Here is a 19,417-nt window from a genome sequence, read left to right as displayed (position 1 = left end):
GAGGAAAAGCTTTGAGTAAAAACATATCAACATCCTTAGAAAATACACAAGGGCGGAAAAAAACTTGGCTATTGCTCATTGGGATTATCTTAATCGGTGCAAATTTACGGGCACCATTAACATCAGTCGGTTCATTAATTTCCTTTATTCGTGATGATTTAGGCATTAGCAATGGGTTAGCTGGAACAATTACAACCTTACCCTTACTGGCATTTGCACTTCTTTCCCCATTCGCTCCGAAAATAGCAAATCGGATTGGAATGGAGTGGACTATTTTCATTTCTTTAATTCTTTTATTCTGTGGGATGGTCGTACGGTCTTCATTTGGTTCCGTCTCTCTATTTGTCGGAACAATGATTATTGGAATAGCGATTGCTTTTGGTAATGTCTTATTACCTGGATTTATTAAAATGAATTTCCCTTTAAAAATTGGGATCATGACTGGAGTCTATGCCGTTTTTATGAACTTGTTTGGTGCTTTGGCTTCCGGTTTAAGTGTACCTATTTCATCGATTGGAAGGATCGGATGGAAAGGGTCGCTTGCTTTTTGGGGGATATTCTCTTTCATTGCACTGTTGGTCTGGATTCCACAACTAGGAAAACAAAAACAGCGTGAATCATTACTAGCAACGGAAACCCCATCGAAAAAGGCGAATTCAATTTGGAAGTCACCTTTGGCATGGAGTATTACACTGTTTATGGGGTTACAATCATTAATTTTCTATACACTAATTACATGGTTACCGGAAATATTGCAAGCCAACGGATATAGTACAGGTGGTGCTGGCTGGATGCTATTTCTGATGCAGTTTGCCCTTATTCCAATAACCTTTATCATCCCTGTTATTGCAGAAAAAATGAGTAATCAGAAGGTCCTATCAGCACTTGCAGCTATTTTATTTATCGTAGGAATTGCTGGATTATTACTGACTAGTAACCATTTTATTCTAGCCATATCTGTTATTCTGATCGGCATTGCTGGCGGAAGTGCTTTTAGTTTGTCGATGATGTTTTTCAGTCTTCGTACAAGTGATGGAAAACAGGCAGCGGAAATGTCTGGTATGGCACAATCGTTCGGCTATCTATTAGCAGCAATCGGGCCCACCATGTTCGGTGCGTTCCACGATATAACGAGCGGTTGGCAGGTTCCACTGATTACGCTCCTTGTTGTTTCGGTAATCATTTTAATTGCTGGAATCCAAGCTGGGGAAAATAGAGTGATTGCAGATACACAATCATCAAAAGCTTCCTCGGCACATGTAGGCTAAGATTATATAAAAGGAACTGGATTGATTGCAGGGTCAGTTCCTCATTTCGCTAACACTTTAGCGGAGTGAGGGCTGACCCTGTTTTTAACGTGCTGAAAGGTTGATAGGATTTAACAACTAGCCGTAACTGCTAAACTAAATGGATTAAATAATTAGTTTGATAATATGCTTACAATACGGGGCTTGGATAAAAGTTTTTAGTACATAATATGAATATAAATTAAAAAATTAAACATCAGCGGTATGTAACCCATCTGAGTGGCTAACTCAAGGATGGGGTATTTTTTATGAGTTGATGAAAGTTTTTTAAAACGAACCAGCATAGACGATTAGTAGAACAGGCATTGAAAGAAGCTAGAAATGTAGTTTTAATTAATACGGTTCATTTGATTTAGTCAAATTATAAGATAATGTTAAAAATGATACATATCGATTTTTTGAGGATAATTCAAGAAAAGGGAAAAATAGAAAATAAAATGAACGATTTCGTAGTTTCAAACGTCTAATAATTGATTCAGTTAGAAAGGAGCATCGTATGGAGCAGGAGGAAGATGGGCGCTTAATTGAAAGAGCACGAGCAGGAGATGATGGGGCGTTCACTCAACTTTTTGAGCGCCACTATTCGTTTTTATATAAATATTTATTGAAACTTACACTGGATGAAGAAGTTAGTGCAGACCTGGCACAAGATACGATGTTAAAGTGCTATACCCATTTAGCTTCTTTTAAAGGAAAAGGAAAATTTTCGACTTGGATGATCTCCATATCAACGAAAGCTTATTTAGATTACTTACGGAAGTTAAAACGGGAAAAGAATTGGCTCAAGGAAATGAAGCGGACACTGTCCCGCAAGCTAACTTGGCAGGCAGAAACAAAAGGGATGGAATGGAGCGATGCTTTTACGGATTTTAACCAATTAGAAGATAAGTGGAGAGTCCCGATTCTTTTACATTATTATTATGGCTATTCCTATGAAGAAGTGGGTCAAATCATGGGAATTGCAACAGGAACGGTTAAATCAAGGGTTCATCATGGAATAGCTAGACTTAAGAAAGGAGAGAGTTGATGAAGAAAGAAGAGCAGTCTCAATTGGAAAAGCTAAAACTTGATTGGAAACAATTAGATGAATTAGCGGAGAATCACGTGTTAACTAGGTTAGAAATGAAAGAACAATTGAAGATCTATCAAGAAAAACGGAAAAAAGCATTTTTAAAAGAATTGATCCTATTTTTCGTAACAGCTGTATTCATTATAAGTTTTATTATCATCAGCTTAGTTCAAGCTCCGATTCTTTTTCTTGTAATTGAAATAAGTGCGATAGTTATTGGACCAATTGTTTACTTTGTCCTAATAAACAGGAAGAAAAAAGAGAGGGAAGCTCACCTATGAATGAATTAGAATGGTACGTGATTGTACTGATTGTTGTGATCTTACTCGTTCAAAGTACGTTCCTTTTTATTGATGCGAAAAAGAGAAATAGCTTTGCTTGGTTTTGGGGGATTTTGGGATTGATCCAGTTTCCAACGCCAACTGTATTTTATCTATTATTTGTCATTGTACCTCATAAGCGAAAACAAAAACGTAAGGAAGAAAGGAGATAAACATGCAAACTTTTACTGAATTAAATTGGGCTCTTATCGCACCATTGATTGGGTTGCAACTTATTTTAATGATATTTGCGCTTGTAAATTGGGCGAAACAAGACGAAACAAACGGACCGAAATGGATGTGGATACCGATCATCGTATTTGTCAGTATGATCGGTCCAGTGGCTTACTTCATATTCGGTCGCAAAAATGTATAAGGAGGGAAGAAATTGCTAGTTACCGTTCAATATGTATCCAAACAATTTAAAAAACATACAGCTGTCCATCCGATTTCTTTTTCGATTGGAAAGGGGCGCTGTATTGCCTTACTTGGTCCGAATGGTGCGGGAAAAACAACGACATTACAAATGCTTGCAGGTTTACTCAAGCCGACATCTGGTACGATTGAATTTGTAGGAAATAAACAAATAGATAATCGTTCACAAATTGGCTTTTTACCGCAACATCCAACTTTTTTCAATTGGATGACAGCCCAGGAGTTCCTTCAATTTGCAGGGGAATTGTCACATGTTCCGAAAAAACAGTTGGCAATTCGACTAAAAGAAACATTGGCTTTTGTTCGACTAGAAGATGTTAGAAATAAGAAGATTGGTGGGTTTTCTGGAGGAATGAAGCAGAGACTCGGCCTTGCTCAAGCCTTATTGCATGAACCAGAATTGCTTATATTAGATGAACCGGTTTCTGCTCTTGATCCTACTGGTAGAAGAGATGTCCTTCAATTGCTTGACCAATTGAAAAGCAACATGACTATTCTGTTTTCCACACATATTTTACATGATGCAGAACAAGTATGTGAGGACATCCTTATGTTGAAAGACGGAAGATTAAAATGGAGTGGAACATTAGAAGGGTTAAAAAAGGAATATAACTCACTTGCGATTAAGCTTCAAACGAAAGAACCTATAAATGGGGCACTAGATCAGCTAGATTTCATGGAAGAAATAGAATATGTAGATTCCTTTACAGTTAAGGTTCGGTTGAAAAGTTTAGCGAATTCTAATCAACTAGTTCAGACACTTATAGAAAACAAACGAACACTTGCTCATTTTGAATTACTACAGGATTCACTGGAAGACGCATTTATGAAGGTGATGGAGCGATGAGGAATTTTATCATTCTATTTAATAAAGAAATGAAGGAAAGTTTGCGAAATGGAAAATGGATCTGGTTACCAATTGTCATGATGGTAATCGGTATGATGCAACCAATCACAAGCTACTATATGCCACAAATACTAGAAATGGCTGGTAATCTTCCAGAAGGAGCTGTCATCGATATACCGACACCATCGGGTGAGGAAGTATTGATTGCTACTTTATCTCAATTTGGAACGATTGGTACCTTGTTATTTGTGTTGGCATTGATGAATGTTATTTCTCAGGAGCGTCAAACTGGGGCAATCGTTTTTGTAGTGGTGCGACCTGTAAGGGTATTCCAGTATATAGTTAGCAAATACGTAGCACAGCTATTTATTTTACTAGTAGCATTTGCGGCTGGTTATCTCTTCACTTGGTATTATACAAATTTCCTATTTAACTATGTTCCATGGATCTTGATGCTTGGAAGCTTAGGAGTTTATAGTCTTTGGATTGTTCTACTTACTGCGGTTACACTATTATTTGGAACAGTGTTACGGAATAGTGGCGGAATCGCTGGAATGAGTATTTTGTTTTTAGCGATGCTTAGTTTGTTAACTACCTTGTTTCCGAAATATATGGAGTGGAGCCCAAGTAACTTGAGCACAGAGACCTCGAAAATTTTAATAGAAGGAGAATGGGGTAGTTCTACTTTACTTGTGTCTGTTAGTACGTTGACATTATCTATTCTTTTTTTGGGATTAGCAGTTTATTTATTTAAAAAACTTGTTCGTTTTGGAAACTAAGACGGAGCCGGTGAGATGCGTCCTATGTCGAGTAGGTACCCCGGGGTGTTTTCAAAGTAAGGGACTAACTCCAGATTGCTAGTCTTAAAAGGAAATTGAAGTATTTCTAATTTCATTCAATCATCATCTTCTCCCTAATTATAGATATATTACATTTTAGGGTCCATCCCACTTCACGAATATTCGTAAAATGGGACGGACCCTTTTTCATTAAAATAATAAAATCAACCAAACTACACCCGCTAAACCAGATTCGTATACTTTTGATTTCTTGCCCTGTGTACAATCGTGAAAGAAAGAGTCTTTATAAATTTTATCTATTGGTTTATTAATTTTCCAAAAAACATTACATAATTGAGCTAACATATCCCTTCTAATAAGAAAGGAATTAAAAATAGGATCCCCCACATTCAGTTTGAAATACTAGATTTAATTCTATCATAACCAACGATTAATTCCCTATGAGCTGTAGAGTTTGATTCATTTTATGGTAGAGGAGGCATGAATAGGAAAGTGAAGAGGGTCCTTCTGTTCATTCTTTCTCTTAATCCTATAGCAAGGTGAAGTACCGATATCTGTTACGGCGAAGAATCATCAGTAAATTTATTTTATGAACCTTTTCATTTGTCCAAACCAATCCAATCTCTGATAAACTAATGCTAATGAATAATATTAGGTGATATGATGACAAACGTAGTAAGAATCTCAGTAAGAAATTTAGTTGAATACGTGTATCGAAGCGGGAGTATTGAGTCTGGTTTCCGTACTGCAACAACGATGACAGAAGGAACTAGAATCCATCAATTGATCCAAAGAGGATATCGCGAACAAGATGAGAAGGAAGTTTTTGTAGAAGCAGAAATTCCTGTTGAAGAGTTCGTTATTCGGGTGGATGGACGATGTGATGGATTGCTTAAAGATGGAGACTTTATAACAATTGATGAAATAAAGTCCACTGTAAATAACTTGGATGAGATTCAGGAAAATACGCATCCAGTACACTGGGCCCAAGCTATTTTTTATGGGTATATTTATGCCGGAGACCATGATTTATCTAAGGTAACGATTCAGCTTACCTATGTACAAGCAAAATCGCTTGAACAAAAGCAATTTCGGCGTGTTATGACGTATAAAGAAATGGAATCCTTCGTCTATGAAGTTACCCGGAAATATGCTACCTTTTTAAAAGTGAAGATAAAACACAAAATAGAGAGAAATAAAACAAGTAAAGCACTGGAATTTCCGTTTGAAACCTATCGTGAAGGTCAACGAAAACTTGCTGGGGCAGTATATAAAACCATTGTAGATAAAAAGACATTATTTGCAAGTGCTTCTACTGGGATTGGTAAAACAATTTCTACTATTTTTCCTGCTATCAAAGCAATTGGGGAAGGAAAATTAGAGAAGATGTTTTATTTGACTGCAAAAACGATCACAAGAACAGAGGCAGAAGAAGCATTTCGACTATTGATTGATCATGGTTTAGATATGAAGGTTCTGACCATTACCGCCAAAGATAAAATTTGTTTTCAAGAAGAAACCATGTGTACGAGTATAGATTGTCCTTTTGCAAATGGGTTTTATGACCGAATAAATGGTGCGGTTATTGATATTTTGGAAAATGAAAAGATGATGAACCGTGGGGTAATTGAGCTATACGCTAGAAAGCATCGGGTTTGTCCTTTTGAATTTTCGATTGAATTGGCTTATGCAGTTGATGCTGTCATTTGTGATTATAATTATATTTTTGACCCGAGGGTATCGTTGAAGCGGTTAATGGAAGAACAGAAAAAGAAAACTGCCATACTAGTAGATGAGGCGCATAACTTAGTTGATCGTGCGAGGGAAATGTATTCCGCTGAAATTCATAAATCCAACTTTTTGCAGCTGAAAAGAGAATTTAAAAAGACCTCCCTTGGCACGGCCGCTAAAGCTATCAATGACCACTTATTACAGGTGAAGAAGTCTGAGGAGTATTTACGGAAAGACTTAGATAAGGAGTTAGTAGAATTACTAGAAACATTCATCATGGAGGCGGAAGTAGAGTTAGTAAAGATGGATCATGAATTGTTGCTAGATACGTACTTTGCCTCTCAAACCTTTGTGAAAATAGCGGAAATTTACAATAACCAATTTGTTACTTATGTTGACGTTCAAAAGAGCGAAGTGAAGCTGAAGTTATTTTGCCTGGACCCTTCAGAGCAAATTTTAAAAATGGGAAAAGGATTTAAAGCAAGGGTGTTCTTTTCCGCAACGTTAAAACCTGCCGATTACTATAAAGATCTACTTGGTGGTCAATCTGATGATTATGTTATCTCCATTCCATCTCCTTTTGCGAGAGAAAACACAGAGGTTATCATTCAACCGTTATCAACGAGATATCGGGATAGAGAAAAGACAATGGAACCGATGATACACTTTTTCAAAGAGTTGTTAGATAAGCAGGAAGGAAATTTCTTAATCTTCTTCCCGTCCTATCAATATATGAGAAATGCGTATGAGCAATTTACTGATAAATATCCAAAGTTCTCTACGATTATTCAAGATGTGGGAATGTCGGAGGTAGAAAGGGAAGAGTTTCTGGCAGAGTTTAACTCGGAACGTGCTGAAAGGTTGATAGGCTTTGCTGTACTTGGTGGAATTTTTTCTGAAGGTGTGGACTTAAAAGCTGACCGATTACAAGGTGTTATCGTTGTTGGGGTCGGAATGCCGCAGATTGGTTTTGAAAGAAATATGATGAAAGACTATTTCCAATCAGTTGGAAAGAATGGCTTTGATTATGCTTATGTTTACCCTGGAATGAATAAAGTTCTGCAAGCTGGCGGACGACTCATTCGTTCGGATTCTGATACTGGCGTGATCGCATTGGTTGATGACCGGTTTTTGCAGAGGAAGTATCAGGAGCTGTTGCCTTCTGAGTGGTTGCATTATAGGGTTGGCATGTGAAGCTTGGGGTGGATCTTTTGTTATTTAACAACTATTAGCTGCAACTGCTAAACTAAATGGATTAAATAATTAGTTTGATAATATGCTTAAAATAAGGGGTTTATAAACCTCCATAATAATACATGTTTTAACAGCTTAACAACAACAATTGACACATAAGCCATACTTGTTAAATTCACAAAAATTATGTATAGTTAAGGTAGTAGAAACGTATATTAAAAAAGACTACCCGATGCTCTAACATCAAGTAGTCAAGTATAATAGTCGGTCCCTTCAAGGGGCTGGCTACAGTGGTATGTGACCCATCTGAGCGGCTAACTCAAGGATGGGTTATTTTTTATGATTTATTGAAAGTATTGATACAATCAATGCTGCGAATGCTACTGCAAACATTAATGTTTCAAATACTGTCAAAGAAGTCACCCCCTTTCCTGGGAGTGAGCCAATCACCCTTGAGTTACCAAACTATTACAAATAGATTATAGTACAAATGTTCCTGTTTGATATTATTTCTTGTAAAATAATTAATTATTAATCTGGTGTCAATTCCTACTAACTTAAAGTATTTGAAGAATCAGCCCAATTCAGTATGTTGTGGCGCTTTTTTCATTCATGTGTTTTACGATTTTAATTGAGTAATATATAATGAGGTGTCAAAGAAGAAAAGATGGGAAGTGCCTATGAATAAACAAAAGAACAGTGGATATATAAAATCGAAACAAAAACGCAATCAATCGAATAAATCACACGGAAAAAAGCATTTGGGAATGGCTACTCGAAAGGGAGACAAATCCCAAGGTAAGCACGCTTCAACCAATAAGCATCGACGTAACAAGAAAAGCCTAACCGTAGTGGTGACCTGCACAGGGCTGACCAATGAAGGGAGAGGCATTATTCAATGGGAAGGGAAAAAGCTAGAGATAGAACATTTAATGCCAGGCGAAACGGCTGAGATAACCATTTCCATTAATGGAGGAGATGTTGATGCGAAACTGAAGCGATTAATCACCCCGTCTAAAGACCGAGTGAAGCCAAGATGCTCGTATTATTATGATTGCGGTGGATGTCAACTGCAGCATATGAACGAGCAGGCACAAGAACGTTTCAAGCAGGTAACGATAGATAAATTAATGAAACCATTCGGTAAACCGGAACCCATTTTAACGATGGAGCATCCATATGATTACCGGAACAAAAGTCATACGACATTTGGTTTGAATAAGGAACGGCAGATTATTGGTGGGCTTTACGCTCAGAATAGTCATCAGCTTATTTCAATGGATCGGTGTCTTATTCACGATCCTAAAGCGGATGAGATCTGGCAAACCATTAAGGATTTGATGAAGTCTTTTAAAATGCAGCCATATAATGAAGATACTGGACGAGGCTTCCTACGTCATGTACTGATAAAGGTCGGCAAGGTCAGTGGTGAAATCATGGTGGTGCTGGTTGTAGCTTCCCCTATATTTAAGGGTAAGAATAATTTTGTAAAAGCTCTAAGGAAAGCTCACCCAGAGATTACGACCATCCTCATGAACGTGAATAATCGGGATACAAGCATGGTTTTAGGTGATCAAGAAAAAGTGCTGTTCGGTAAAGGGACGATAACAGACACTTTATGCGGACTGAAGTTTGACATTTCCGCGAAATCCTTCTATCAAATCAACCCAGTCCAGACGGAAAAGTTATATGCAAAAGCCATTGAAATGGCTCAGTTGACCGGAAGGGAAACAGTAATTGATGCGTACTGCGGGATCGGTACGATTGGTCTGATTGCAAGTAAAAAAGCAGGCAAGGTCATTGGGGTAGAGCTGAATAAGGATGCTGTTCAAGACGCAATCCGCAATTCAAAGCGAAACGGCGTAAAAAATGCTCGTTTCTATCAAGGAGATGCTGGGAAATTCATGGTTGAGATGGCAACACGAGGCGAAAAAGCTGACGTAGTCATTATGGATCCACCACGAAGCGGAAGTGATGAAGCATTCTTGTCTAGTGTGGTGAAACTTAAGCCAAAGCGTATCGTTTATGTGTCTTGTAATCCGGTGACCCAGGTGCGAGATTTGAAATATTTAGTCCAGTACGGGTATGAGGTTAAAGGTATTCAGCCAGTGGATATGTTTCCACAGACGGTGCATGTGGAGTGTGTGGCGTTGCTACAAAGAAAAACTATATAGAAATCCTTAGTTTTAAACACTTTTACAAGCATTTCATGTTTATAGGAGAAGGTGAAAAAACTAGAAATAAGGTACTGAAAAACCACATTACCGTTTCAGTGGTAATTAATCTGGGTGTGGGAAAACAAAAAATAAGAGATAAGAAATTAGAACGCCAAAAGCAAATTGAAAATAATTGCGGTAGGCGTTTTAATTTTGTAGTAAATTTGAAAGATCGATTTAATAAGTTGATTAAACTTATATAGTTTCATAATCTTACAATATCTTTTATCTAAATGATACAATATATCAAAAGAGTGGAAGATTTTTTCATTTGTAAGTGTGGTGAGTTGTAATTGCATATAAAAGGAGTAGTTGAAAATATCTCAGAACTATCTAATAAATAAAGCTTAGGAGATAGTACCCTAAATGGTTTTAAATTCTAAGTCTCACTAACCATTTATCTAGTCTTTGAGCGATATAAATAAATTTAATGGAAAAGTGTGAGATAAGGGAGTTACTGTTATACTCTTACTAAATGATCATTAACTCCTTTATTATAGGAAAAATGTACATGGAAAAGAATATGTTTATATGCAAAATTATTGTATATTTAAATTTGTGATAAATCTAACTTATAGATATAAGTAAAAATATGTAATGACTTTAAGAAAGGAGATTTAGTGTGTATATCGATAATCAGGAAGAATATAAAAAAGTAAGAATTGAAAAGATAGAAGATAACAGACTAGGTGGAGCTATAGCACTAACAGGGTTTAGTTATCAATGCTTATACTCAGCATATATACTTCTTTATAAAGTTACTTCAGAAGCGGAAACAATTCGATTTGAAGGCGTTGAAGATATTGATATGTACAATTTAAAAGGTATTCAAACCAAAAACCATATACAAGTTAAGTTTTCACAGGATCGACAAAATGCAAGTTATATGAAAGATATCTTAAAGAATTATTTAGAGATATATTTGGTTAATCAATCAGATACGACCCGTTACTATACATTGGTTTATGATTTTGAGATAGCGGATGGTCAATTTAAAAATTTAATTGAGAAAGAGCCAGAGATGGATTTGGATCAAAATGCTGAACAGTATTGGATGAAAGTAATTGATAAAATTAGGGTAGATAATCCAAGATGGGACTGGAAGAATTTTAATATAAATAATTTTTTTAGACAATTAAGATTTAAGAGGGTTAAAAGTGAAAATTTAATAAGTTTTATTCGAAGTCTTCTTATTAAAAGATATGATATTTATTCTGGAAATGAAGTTTTATACGGACACTCTCTTTTCTATTTGTGTTTTAGTAAAATGAAGGAAAGAGAAACAATGAATAAACAAGAGCTAGATAAATATATCCTAAGTGTTTCTGAGGCAATTAATAAAGGTAATAAAAATCCAGCTTATAAGTGGTTAAGAGAAGTCAAATTTGAAAATGTATTAAAAGCAAATGATGATACATATTTTGAAGGGAAGAAGGCAACGCCCTCAGATATTATTAGTGGTTATCCAGTTGATAGAGAAGTTATGGAGAGTAATATCAAAGCATCAATAGCACAAAATGATATTACTGTAATAAAAGCAGCAAGTGGACAGGGAAAAACAACATTAGCTTGGAAAACTCTGTATGAATTAAGAAATTGCTATTCAATATTACATCTCACATGGTGTAATGACACAAAAGAGTTAAATAATATTATCCAATTTATAAAATCAAGAATTAAGGTCGGGGAGATTCCCTTATTATTGTTAGATAACTTGAACGTTGAATTAAGTCAATGGAATTATTTAGCACAGCTTCTACAGCAGGAAATTGGTACAAACTACAAAATATTAATTACTTCTAGAGAAGAAGATTGGTTTCATTACGCAGGGGATCAAAGTGCTATTAGGAAATTAGAGGTAATCGAAGTTTATTTGAATCAGGAAGAGGCTAAAGAGATTTATCAGTCATTAAGAAGAAACGAAAGGCTACATTCTAGTATTTCAAATTGGGAAAGTTCATGGGAACAAGTAAAAGATTCGGGATTATTAATCGAATATGTTTATTTATTAACTCAAGGTGAGATGTTGTCAGAAAGAATTAACTCCCAAATGGCTAGGATAGCTTCAGAAGACCAAAGCGGGGTTAAATATGATGTTTTATCCAAAATATGTTTAGCAGATACAATGGGAGTTTCAGTTACAGTTGAAAAACTGATAAGTTTCTATCAGTTAAGAGGGAAATTTAATATTACTCAAGTCCTTAATGAAATGGAAAAGGAATACTTCATTAAAAGAGCTGAGAATGATAGGTATTTTACAGGGATTCATCCAATTAGATCCCAACATATTTTAGAGTGTATTTCAAATTTATCAAAACAGAATATTATTTTTGATTTATTATCGCTTGTAGATAATCTGTATATAGCGTCCCTTTATTCTAATATACCTTCCCATATCTACGAAGAAAAAGAACATTTTTATGAAAATCTAGTTATTGAAACAGTAGGTCGAAGTTATGAATTTCATTTAAACGCTATTATAGGGTTATTCTCTGGTTCCATATTGCGCTACTATACTTCAAATAAATATTACTTTGATGAGGTCAATACGTTGGGTGGTATTTTTCCTTTTTTAATTGAAATAAACCCCTATTCAAATTTCAAAGGGTTCAATGAGAAACTAGAAGCTTTAACTGACTTAGCTAAAATACACCCTAACGACACTCATATTAAACGTCTAAAGAAATTGGCTGAGGAAATACCTAAATTTAATATTAAGGAATCTGATTATTATTATTATGCTCATTATTTATCTATTAATTTGAAAAAGGAACAAAAAATCAATCAAGATTATTTTGCAACTTTAAATTATTGGCTAGTTACTACAGATGATTCATTTGGATTGGTTAATAAAGATTTTATAAAAGAAGCCTGGAGAGACAGAAATGAATGGTCAATAAGTAGTTTTTCCGATTTAATGTTGGCTTACTATTTATCACATAAAGAAAGTTATTTAGAGTTTATAAAAGATAAGAAGAGTGATTTACTGGACTTTTTAACTGTTAAAACTAATTCAATTAAGGTAAAAGAAAGTGATGATAAAAATAGCTTGTATGTCGAATATATTTTAATGCCAACTGATTATGATAACGGAAATATAGAAAGTGTAAAACGAATAAAATTATTATGTAAGAGTCTGCCGATTTATGATTTTTATCAATCAGAATCCATAAAACCTAAAATAGAGCTTTTTGACGATTATAGGATGAAAGATGATTCCGCTAAAAATATGCCTAAGCGTAATATAATATTAATGTTCCACAAGGAGTTTGCAAAGTTGTGGCAGAACACTATTTTAACAAACTATGAAGCTTCTACTGTGTTTGATTGGATTAATCATTGGATTAACATTAGGCAAGATATAGTAAATTTGTTTCGGAAAAACATTCAATGGTTAGAGAGAACTTTAAACGGCCAAAAGATGAGCAATAATGCTCTCAAAGAAATTGATATGTTGAGAGATCGAATTATTACAACTTTAAGAATGAATTATAATTATCCGGGTGAATATAGGCCTTTCAGGAAGGATAAATATATACCCACTGACATTTCTAAGGTTGAAAATAGATACTTTTCATCTATTAGGAATTATATTAATCAAATGGTTGGAATTGTTGTAAGAGATGAAAAGAATTCTAAACTTGCTATGTATAATCTTCTTAATGCTAAAAATCAATTGGAAGAAATACATAAGTTTTTTAACCAGATAATTCTGAAATCAGGGCATCGATTTGAAGGTTCTTCTAATTTACAAGAAAAGGAAATTGCAAGTATTGAGAAGTTATATATGTATAATCTATATTATATAAATCATCCAAACTCACGTGTTGCGACCGAATCAATCATAAAAAGTTGGTACAGTAATTATTCCAAAAGATTAATAAATGATTTAAAACAAAAAATTGAGGCAATTAAACCAGAAGATATTAGAATAACATATCCTGATGAAGTTATAAAAGCAGATGCTTTAAGTTACCTTCCACTCTTAGTTGAAAATGCCAATATTTTCAGTGATGAATATAATGGTAAATTAATTTTCAGTCTATTACCTGTTATAGATTTTAATATTGACTTCGTAATTGTAATGTTTGTTGATGACTCAGGGAGAATGATAGAAGAGCAGGGTATAAGAATAAGTAAGGATTACCTAGAGGCTGTAAATATATTAATAGTGGAAGACAACGCTACAGCTTTAGAAAAACAAAACCCACCATTTCCTTTAGAGGTTGAAAGAAGTTATTTAAAACCATTTAAGTCTTCTTTTTATGAAATTAAAGAGCGGCCGAAAGATGTTTTCCAAAAATATGAAGAACTATTTTTAATTTTATGGAAATACTCTCAAATTCGTCTAGGTTTTGATAATGAAAAATTTAAAACACATATTAATGAAAAACAGAAAAAAGTAAGAAAGCGGGTTAATGAATTATTAAGTGAAATAAAACTTACGAATGATTATCTGATCCGCAAGGCAAAAGACTACAGCGAGAGAGTTTTCGATGATGATTATATTTTTGATGATAAAGATTTAAATGAATTATATTCTGTATTGATCGAGCATTATAATAGATATAAGCTTTAATAAAGGATGTTTATTCTACCGCCGAATAAAATGATGTAGTTTTTTAATAATTTTACCACCAAGTAAAATGCTAAAAAAAAGAATCACCAAATGAATTGTGTTCCAATAATAAGGCCGACACATGTGGAGTGCTGTGCGTTGCTAACCTTAAAAGTGTAGATCACGAATAAACATTTGGCAACCATAATAAACATTTGCTAATCCCAACACCAATTCTGTAATAATAAACATTTGATTTTTCAATATTAAACTCAACATTCACTCGGGTTTTCCTCACCAGGAGCCCGAGTTTTTTCATGTCTTTTCCAATATCTTTTCAATACAGTTATGTTCCTAAACCCTTGCGATTACTGGATTTAGCCAATATTAATTTTAATAATAAATCAATACTCATCCAATATTTTATCTTTATTCTAAGCCTCTTTCCTCGATTATCTTTCCTCGTGCTTTTCTTGATTTTGTTAGCAAAACTCTATTATAACTCCGAAAAAACAGCCGAAAAAGGCCTGAAAAACGGTCATTTTCGAATCGAAAAAGTGTGAAAATGGGGGGTCTGTAGCAAAACTTTATTATGACTGAAACGGTGGAATGCGGGTTGGAGGGATGGGGTTTTCCCAAATGATTAATCTTATGGTACAGAAGATGTCTAGTTAAAACATAAATTTCTCTGTAAAAATAAACATTTCCGATTTCAACCCCTATTTTGTTAAAATAACCTTTTCTGATTTTGGAGTTGGAACCAACAATTTCTCGGATAATAGATGAAAGAGTAGGGGAGAAAAGAGTTATTTTCTTCCCTTTCCTTTTTGTTCTAACCCTTGATATCATTGAGTTTATCCAATATCCTACTCAATAACAAATCAATACGTATCCAATATTTGTTCTTCTTTTCTCCTGATCTCTTTTCTCAAATATTCTTCTCTTTATTCTCAGAGAACTTTATTTTAACTCCGAAAAAAGGTGAAAAAATAGCCGAAAAAGACCCAAAAAACGGTCATTTTTGAACCAAAAATACTTCAAAATGGGGGTTCCGTAGCAAAACTTTATTTTAACGGAAACGGTGGAATGTCAGTTGAAGGGGTGGGATTTCGGAGATGTTTATTTTGGTTGTACATAGTAGAGAAAATAATTTTAGTTGAGATTGTAATATTCCCAACCAAGACTTGGAAATAGAAGATAAGAGGAAAGCATTTCTGTTGTTTTACAATTCAACTACGTTAAGAATGTAACTGTAGAATGAAATATCGAATCTAAGTGGAAGTTGTTATCTCCCTGTAAACCTCTCCTTCCCCATGTAACTTTGTTCTTTCCTGATGGAACTAAGTTGGTCTGAGTGGGAATCGGAAGAAAAGAAGAATGGGGGAAAACGCTATGTACTTGGATGGTTTTTCAATCATCATACAACAGGATATTCCAATCCCAAATCAATACAAATTCGAGCTGGATTCAATAGCGGGTCCAGCTCTTTTTCTTTATGTCTATAATTTCTCACTCCATAGTTACATGCATTGTTTTTTGGATTTCATTCATCAATTCTGTCGTGTTACACATTTTTTAACTACAAGAAAGCTATTATTTGCCATAATCAAGCTAGAATAGGAAGAATTTTATTAAGGGAGCTAATTAGTATTATAACCGTTACAGATATAGGTACATATGCTTATGAACGTTAGAATTTATGTTAAATATGAATGATTAGCAGAACAGGAGATGTTGTATATGTATAGTCGTAAAGATGAAATTATCACAGGTTTAGTATTAGGTAGTCTATCTGTTGCATTAACTGGAAGTATTCTTTTTTGGTATTTTGGAGATCCGCAGAATTTTATCGAGAATAGATTAGGCATTCATGCAGAAGCATTTAATAACCCTATTGTTTGGATATTAACAATTATAATCGCAATGGGATATATTATGTACACTGCTAAAGTAGTTCCATTCGTACGTGATCATTTATTTACATTTTCATGGCTTAAAGTGATTGGTATTTGGGCAGCATTCGTTTCTAGCATTGTAGAAGAAATTTTGTTTAGGCAAGTACTGATGGATTGGCTAATGAGTTTAGATTATTCCATATTTATACAAGTGTTGGCTTCAGCATTGATCTTCGGAGTAGCACATGGGGCATGGGTATTTCTAAGAGGGGAGTTGAAGATTGCTCTTCCAGTGATATTATCAACCACAATACTTGGGGCTTTACTTGCAATTCTGTATATTATAGCTGATCGTAATATACTTGCGCCAATTATAGCTCATATATTGATAAACTTATTCATTGAACCTTGGCTTATACTTTCCGCAGTTACAGGGAAATGGGATAATGATATAAAGGAAAATGAAAATAATTAACTATGTTGATCGTGGTTACTTTTTGAAAGCCTTTATAGAGAGGATTTTGTTTAAACAAGTTTATCGAAAAATTAAAATGAAACCCTAAAGATTTTAAGTTACTTTTGAAAAAATGCTCCTCTAAAAGAAATCGTATTTATGTTACCTTATAGATGATATATTGTTATTTGTGGTGTTGCAATTGGTATTGTAGCTTATTTTGAATTAGACCTTGTCTCTTATTTTTTAAAAGTTTTCAAGTATTTTAGGATTTGGTCAGTTTGTTCTTGAAGTGGTTATATGTTACCACACTTCTTAAAGACAAAGGGATAGTTTGGGGGCTTGATGATGAAAGTGAACATTGAAATTGACGATAAGCATAAAGAACCATCCATTACCATTCAGACAAATGAATGGTCTGATGAACTGGAAGAAGTCATTGCTATTATTAAGCGTAAAAGTCGAAAGCGTATACTTGGGGTTGAGTCTGATCAAACAGTTTTACTTGACCCGGAACAGATTGAATTTGTATATGCTGAAAAAAGGAAAACTCATGCCTGCATTGGTAAAAGGAATATTGAAGTAAGGATGAAGCTCTATGAAATAGAAGAAACTCTAGCTCCTTATGGTTTTATGCGTTTTTCGAAATCGGTCATAGGCAATCTTAATCAGATTGAGCGTTTTGAGTTATCATTTAACGGAAATCTCTGTGTTTATTTTCATTCCGGAAATAAAGAGTATATTACACGAAAATATGTGAAACCAATCAAAGATACTTTAGTTATTGGAGGGCAGTCAGATGATCGTTGAAGCAGTTAAAAGAAGCATGATGGGAATAGCTCTAGGTGGTATTTTTACATTTATAGCCCTTACGGTTGTAATGTTTACTGGAGCAGATGCCACCGTCGTACAAATATGGATTTATATGCTCTGTTCCCTGATTATTGGTATCTACTTTGGATTAGCCTCATTTATATTTGAGGATAATGGCTGGAGTTATTTGAAAAAAACCGTTATTCATTTTTTCCTATCGATAGCAGTTTTCTTTACAATCACTTTGTTCATAGCCGATTGGATTCCATTCAGCGTTGCAGCAATTTCAGTAAGTTTCGTAGTTTTTATATTCGTATATGCTGTATTTTGGATGGGGTATTATCTATATTACAAAAAAGTGGAGGCAGAATTGAATGCTAGTTTGAAGAAGAAAAATGGTATAACTAAGTGAGTCGAATCTTTATACCGTACAGGGAGGTTTGAATTAATTTCATATTTTTGGCATGTGACTCTATGGGGTTATTCCGACATTCAACTTACGGATGTACAGGATGAATGAAAAGGGGATGGAGTCAAGAGGAGCATGGGTTTTAGGGTGATTTGGGTTGGGAAGAACTAAGTTACAGATACATAAAGTTATCACCCTGTTGTCTCCATATAAAAATAACGTAATAATTTATGGGGACATAGTGGACGGCGATGGTTTTATGGAAGATGAGATGTGGAGAAACATTTTAAAGCCGAAACTTTCATATGGACAATACCGTAATAGTGGTTAATATTAAGAGATTATAAAGTGACGTATTACTATTATTTAGCATGAGACAAGAAAACGGAAATAGGTAGTGGATCAATTGATTACATAGAAATGGACGAGATCTTCCCATAGTATTTGCTGTTATAGGTTGTATTGGAGTTATAGGGAATTTGAGAAATAAGTCGTACAAACAGAGGAGTAAAAAAGGATGATACATATTCTATCTAGTGCATCGGCTTCAGGTAGTTTGCAATTTGCTTTAAAAGAGATGGGGCTTGATAAAAAGGAAAGGATAATTTCTTTTTATGATATATTTTCCATAGGACCAGTTTGGAGATTAAATGAAGGGATTGGCGTAAAATCCAGAGATGAGTGGATGAAACAATCCATGAGCGAAAAGTTTTATGAATACAATGGTTACAGGGAACATTTCGAAATGGTAATGAATGAAATTAACCTTATACCTGAAGGTGAGCATATGACTATTTGGGTTTCCGATAACGCTCATGAACAAACAGGGATGCGGTATATTGTACATCTTTTAAAGGGGAAAAACATTGATATCACGGTGATTAATACGACAGAGGCATATAAAGAGCTTTTTCAGGTAAAAAAGGTAAAATACACGGTACTTCATACAGGTGAAATACCTCCCGAGAAATTACAAATTATTTATAAACAGGATATTGGCCAGTTTTTAACATTATTTACAGATCATGATCGAGAAGAGTTAGAAAGGGAATGGCTTTCTCTTGGTGAAAGTCATGAAACGTTAAGAATATGGCGGAATGGAAGGATTCAAAGTATCACTGAAGATTATTATGATGATTTTATTATAAAAAAGGCAAAAAGGTTGTTTGGTAAACAAAATGAATTTATAAGTGTAGCTAGAGTAATTGGAGAAGTGCTAGGACATTTAGATCAATATATAGGGGATGCTTTTCTAGAATATCGAATAAGAAAGTTGATTGATGCTGGGGTATTTGAACTAGAAGGAGATTTGAAGGCAAGGCGTTTTTATAGTTTGAGGTTAAAAAGAAATTAAAGTGAATGAAAAACT

Annotated in this window: 14 protein-coding genes; all 14 read left to right on the top strand. The window is 34.5% G+C overall.

Features of this window, described 5'->3' with window-relative positions:
• Positions 1-11 precede the first annotated feature (11 nt).
• The 14 genes from A9178_RS01515 to A9178_RS01440 all read left to right on the top strand — a co-directional run bounded on the left by A9178_RS01515 (position 12) and on the right by A9178_RS01440 (position 19,402).
• Positions 12-1,268, top strand: coding sequence for a CynX/NimT family MFS transporter (locus tag A9178_RS01515; protein ID WP_068672151.1), 1,257 nt, complete (start codon positions 12-14; stop codon positions 1,266-1,268).
• 535 nt (positions 1,269-1,803) lie between these two features.
• The gene (sigY, locus tag A9178_RS01510) at positions 1,804-2,334 is read left to right on the top strand and encodes an RNA polymerase sigma factor SigY (RefSeq protein WP_068672150.1); all 531 of its coding nucleotides are present in this window, start codon (positions 1,804-1,806) and stop codon (positions 2,332-2,334) included.
• A complete protein-coding gene (locus A9178_RS01505) occupies positions 2,334-2,657 on the top strand; it encodes a YxlC family protein (protein WP_068672149.1) in 324 nt (107 codons plus the stop codon). The genes sigY and A9178_RS01505 overlap by 1 nt, the downstream gene beginning before the upstream one ends.
• Complete coding sequence (locus A9178_RS01500; RefSeq protein ID WP_068672148.1) at positions 2,654-2,869, top strand: transcriptional regulator; 216 nt, start codon at positions 2,654-2,656, stop codon at positions 2,867-2,869. Before A9178_RS01505 ends, A9178_RS01500 begins: the two co-directional genes overlap by 4 nt.
• Positions 2,870-2,871: 2 nt before the next feature.
• Positions 2,872-3,072, top strand: coding sequence for a PLD nuclease N-terminal domain-containing protein (locus tag A9178_RS01495; RefSeq protein WP_068672147.1), 201 nt, complete (start codon positions 2,872-2,874; stop codon positions 3,070-3,072).
• 12 nt (positions 3,073-3,084) lie between these two features.
• The gene (locus A9178_RS01490; RefSeq protein ID WP_068672146.1) at positions 3,085-3,978 is read left to right on the top strand and encodes an ABC transporter ATP-binding protein; all 894 of its coding nucleotides are present in this window, start codon (positions 3,085-3,087) and stop codon (positions 3,976-3,978) included.
• Positions 3,975-4,757 carry an ABC transporter permease subunit gene (locus A9178_RS01485; protein WP_068672145.1) on the top strand — a complete coding sequence of 261 codons (783 nt, stop codon included), beginning with the start codon at positions 3,975-3,977 and terminating at the stop codon, positions 4,755-4,757. Before A9178_RS01490 ends, A9178_RS01485 begins: the two co-directional genes overlap by 4 nt.
• A 684-nt stretch (positions 4,758-5,441) precedes the next feature.
• Positions 5,442-7,703 (top strand): ATP-dependent DNA helicase, encoded by a 2,262-nt coding sequence (locus tag A9178_RS01480; RefSeq protein ID WP_068672144.1) that lies wholly within the window; start codon positions 5,442-5,444, stop codon positions 7,701-7,703.
• 680 nt (positions 7,704-8,383) lie between these two features.
• Entirely contained in the window at positions 8,384-9,877 is a 1,494-nt protein-coding gene (rlmD, locus tag A9178_RS01475; RefSeq protein WP_068672143.1) for a 23S rRNA (uracil(1939)-C(5))-methyltransferase RlmD, read from the top strand.
• Positions 9,878-10,541: 664 nt separating this feature from the next.
• The gene (locus tag A9178_RS01465) at positions 10,542-14,498 is read left to right on the top strand and encodes a P-loop NTPase (RefSeq protein ID WP_068672141.1); all 3,957 of its coding nucleotides are present in this window, start codon (positions 10,542-10,544) and stop codon (positions 14,496-14,498) included.
• Positions 14,499-16,217: 1,719 nt separating this feature from the next.
• The gene (locus tag A9178_RS01455) at positions 16,218-16,847 is read left to right on the top strand and encodes a CPBP family intramembrane glutamic endopeptidase (protein ID WP_231889775.1); all 630 of its coding nucleotides are present in this window, start codon (positions 16,218-16,220) and stop codon (positions 16,845-16,847) included.
• Between the two features lie 327 nt (positions 16,848-17,174).
• Positions 17,175-17,636: a LytTR family DNA-binding domain-containing protein gene (locus A9178_RS01450; protein WP_068672138.1), complete on the top strand. Its 462-nt coding sequence runs from the start codon at positions 17,175-17,177 to the stop codon at positions 17,634-17,636.
• Positions 17,626-18,051, top strand: a complete 426-nt coding sequence (locus A9178_RS01445; RefSeq protein WP_068672137.1) for a DUF3021 domain-containing protein — start codon at positions 17,626-17,628, stop codon at positions 18,049-18,051. Before A9178_RS01450 ends, A9178_RS01445 begins: the two co-directional genes overlap by 11 nt.
• Positions 18,052-18,565: 514 nt before the next feature.
• Complete coding sequence (locus A9178_RS01440; protein ID WP_068672136.1) at positions 18,566-19,402, top strand: DUF1835 domain-containing protein; 837 nt, start codon at positions 18,566-18,568, stop codon at positions 19,400-19,402.
• Positions 19,403-19,417 lie beyond the last annotated feature (15 nt).

Origin of the sequence: Oceanobacillus sp. Castelsardo (assembly GCF_001659985.1) — a bacterium.
Classification (GTDB): Bacteria; Bacillota; Bacilli; order Bacillales; family Amphibacillaceae; genus Oceanobacillus.
The sequence above is the reverse complement of the archived record's forward strand: the minus strand, read 5'-3'. Positions and strand labels throughout refer to the sequence as shown.

Excerpts from the sequence above, each read along its gene's own strand:
- sigY (WP_068672150.1), top strand. The coding sequence starts at position 1,804 with ATGGAGCAGGAGGAAGATGGGCGCTTAATTGAAAGAGCACGAGCAGGA.
- A9178_RS01505 (WP_068672149.1), top strand. The coding sequence starts at position 2,334 with ATGAAGAAAGAAGAGCAGTCTCAATTGGAAAAGCTAAAACTTGATTGG.
- A9178_RS01500 (WP_068672148.1), top strand. The coding sequence starts at position 2,654 with ATGAATGAATTAGAATGGTACGTGATTGTACTGATTGTTGTGATCTTA.
- A9178_RS01495 (WP_068672147.1), top strand. The coding sequence starts at position 2,872 with ATGCAAACTTTTACTGAATTAAATTGGGCTCTTATCGCACCATTGATT.
- A9178_RS01485 (WP_068672145.1), top strand. The coding sequence starts at position 3,975 with ATGAGGAATTTTATCATTCTATTTAATAAAGAAATGAAGGAAAGTTTG.
- A9178_RS01480 (WP_068672144.1), top strand. The coding sequence starts at position 5,442 with ATGACAAACGTAGTAAGAATCTCAGTAAGAAATTTAGTTGAATACGTG.
- rlmD (WP_068672143.1), top strand. The coding sequence starts at position 8,384 with ATGAATAAACAAAAGAACAGTGGATATATAAAATCGAAACAAAAACGC.
- A9178_RS01455 (WP_231889775.1), top strand. The coding sequence starts at position 16,218 with ATGTATAGTCGTAAAGATGAAATTATCACAGGTTTAGTATTAGGTAGT.
- A9178_RS01450 (WP_068672138.1), top strand. The coding sequence starts at position 17,175 with ATGAAAGTGAACATTGAAATTGACGATAAGCATAAAGAACCATCCATT.
- A9178_RS01445 (WP_068672137.1), top strand. The coding sequence starts at position 17,626 with ATGATCGTTGAAGCAGTTAAAAGAAGCATGATGGGAATAGCTCTAGGT.
- A9178_RS01440 (WP_068672136.1), top strand. The coding sequence starts at position 18,566 with ATGATACATATTCTATCTAGTGCATCGGCTTCAGGTAGTTTGCAATTT.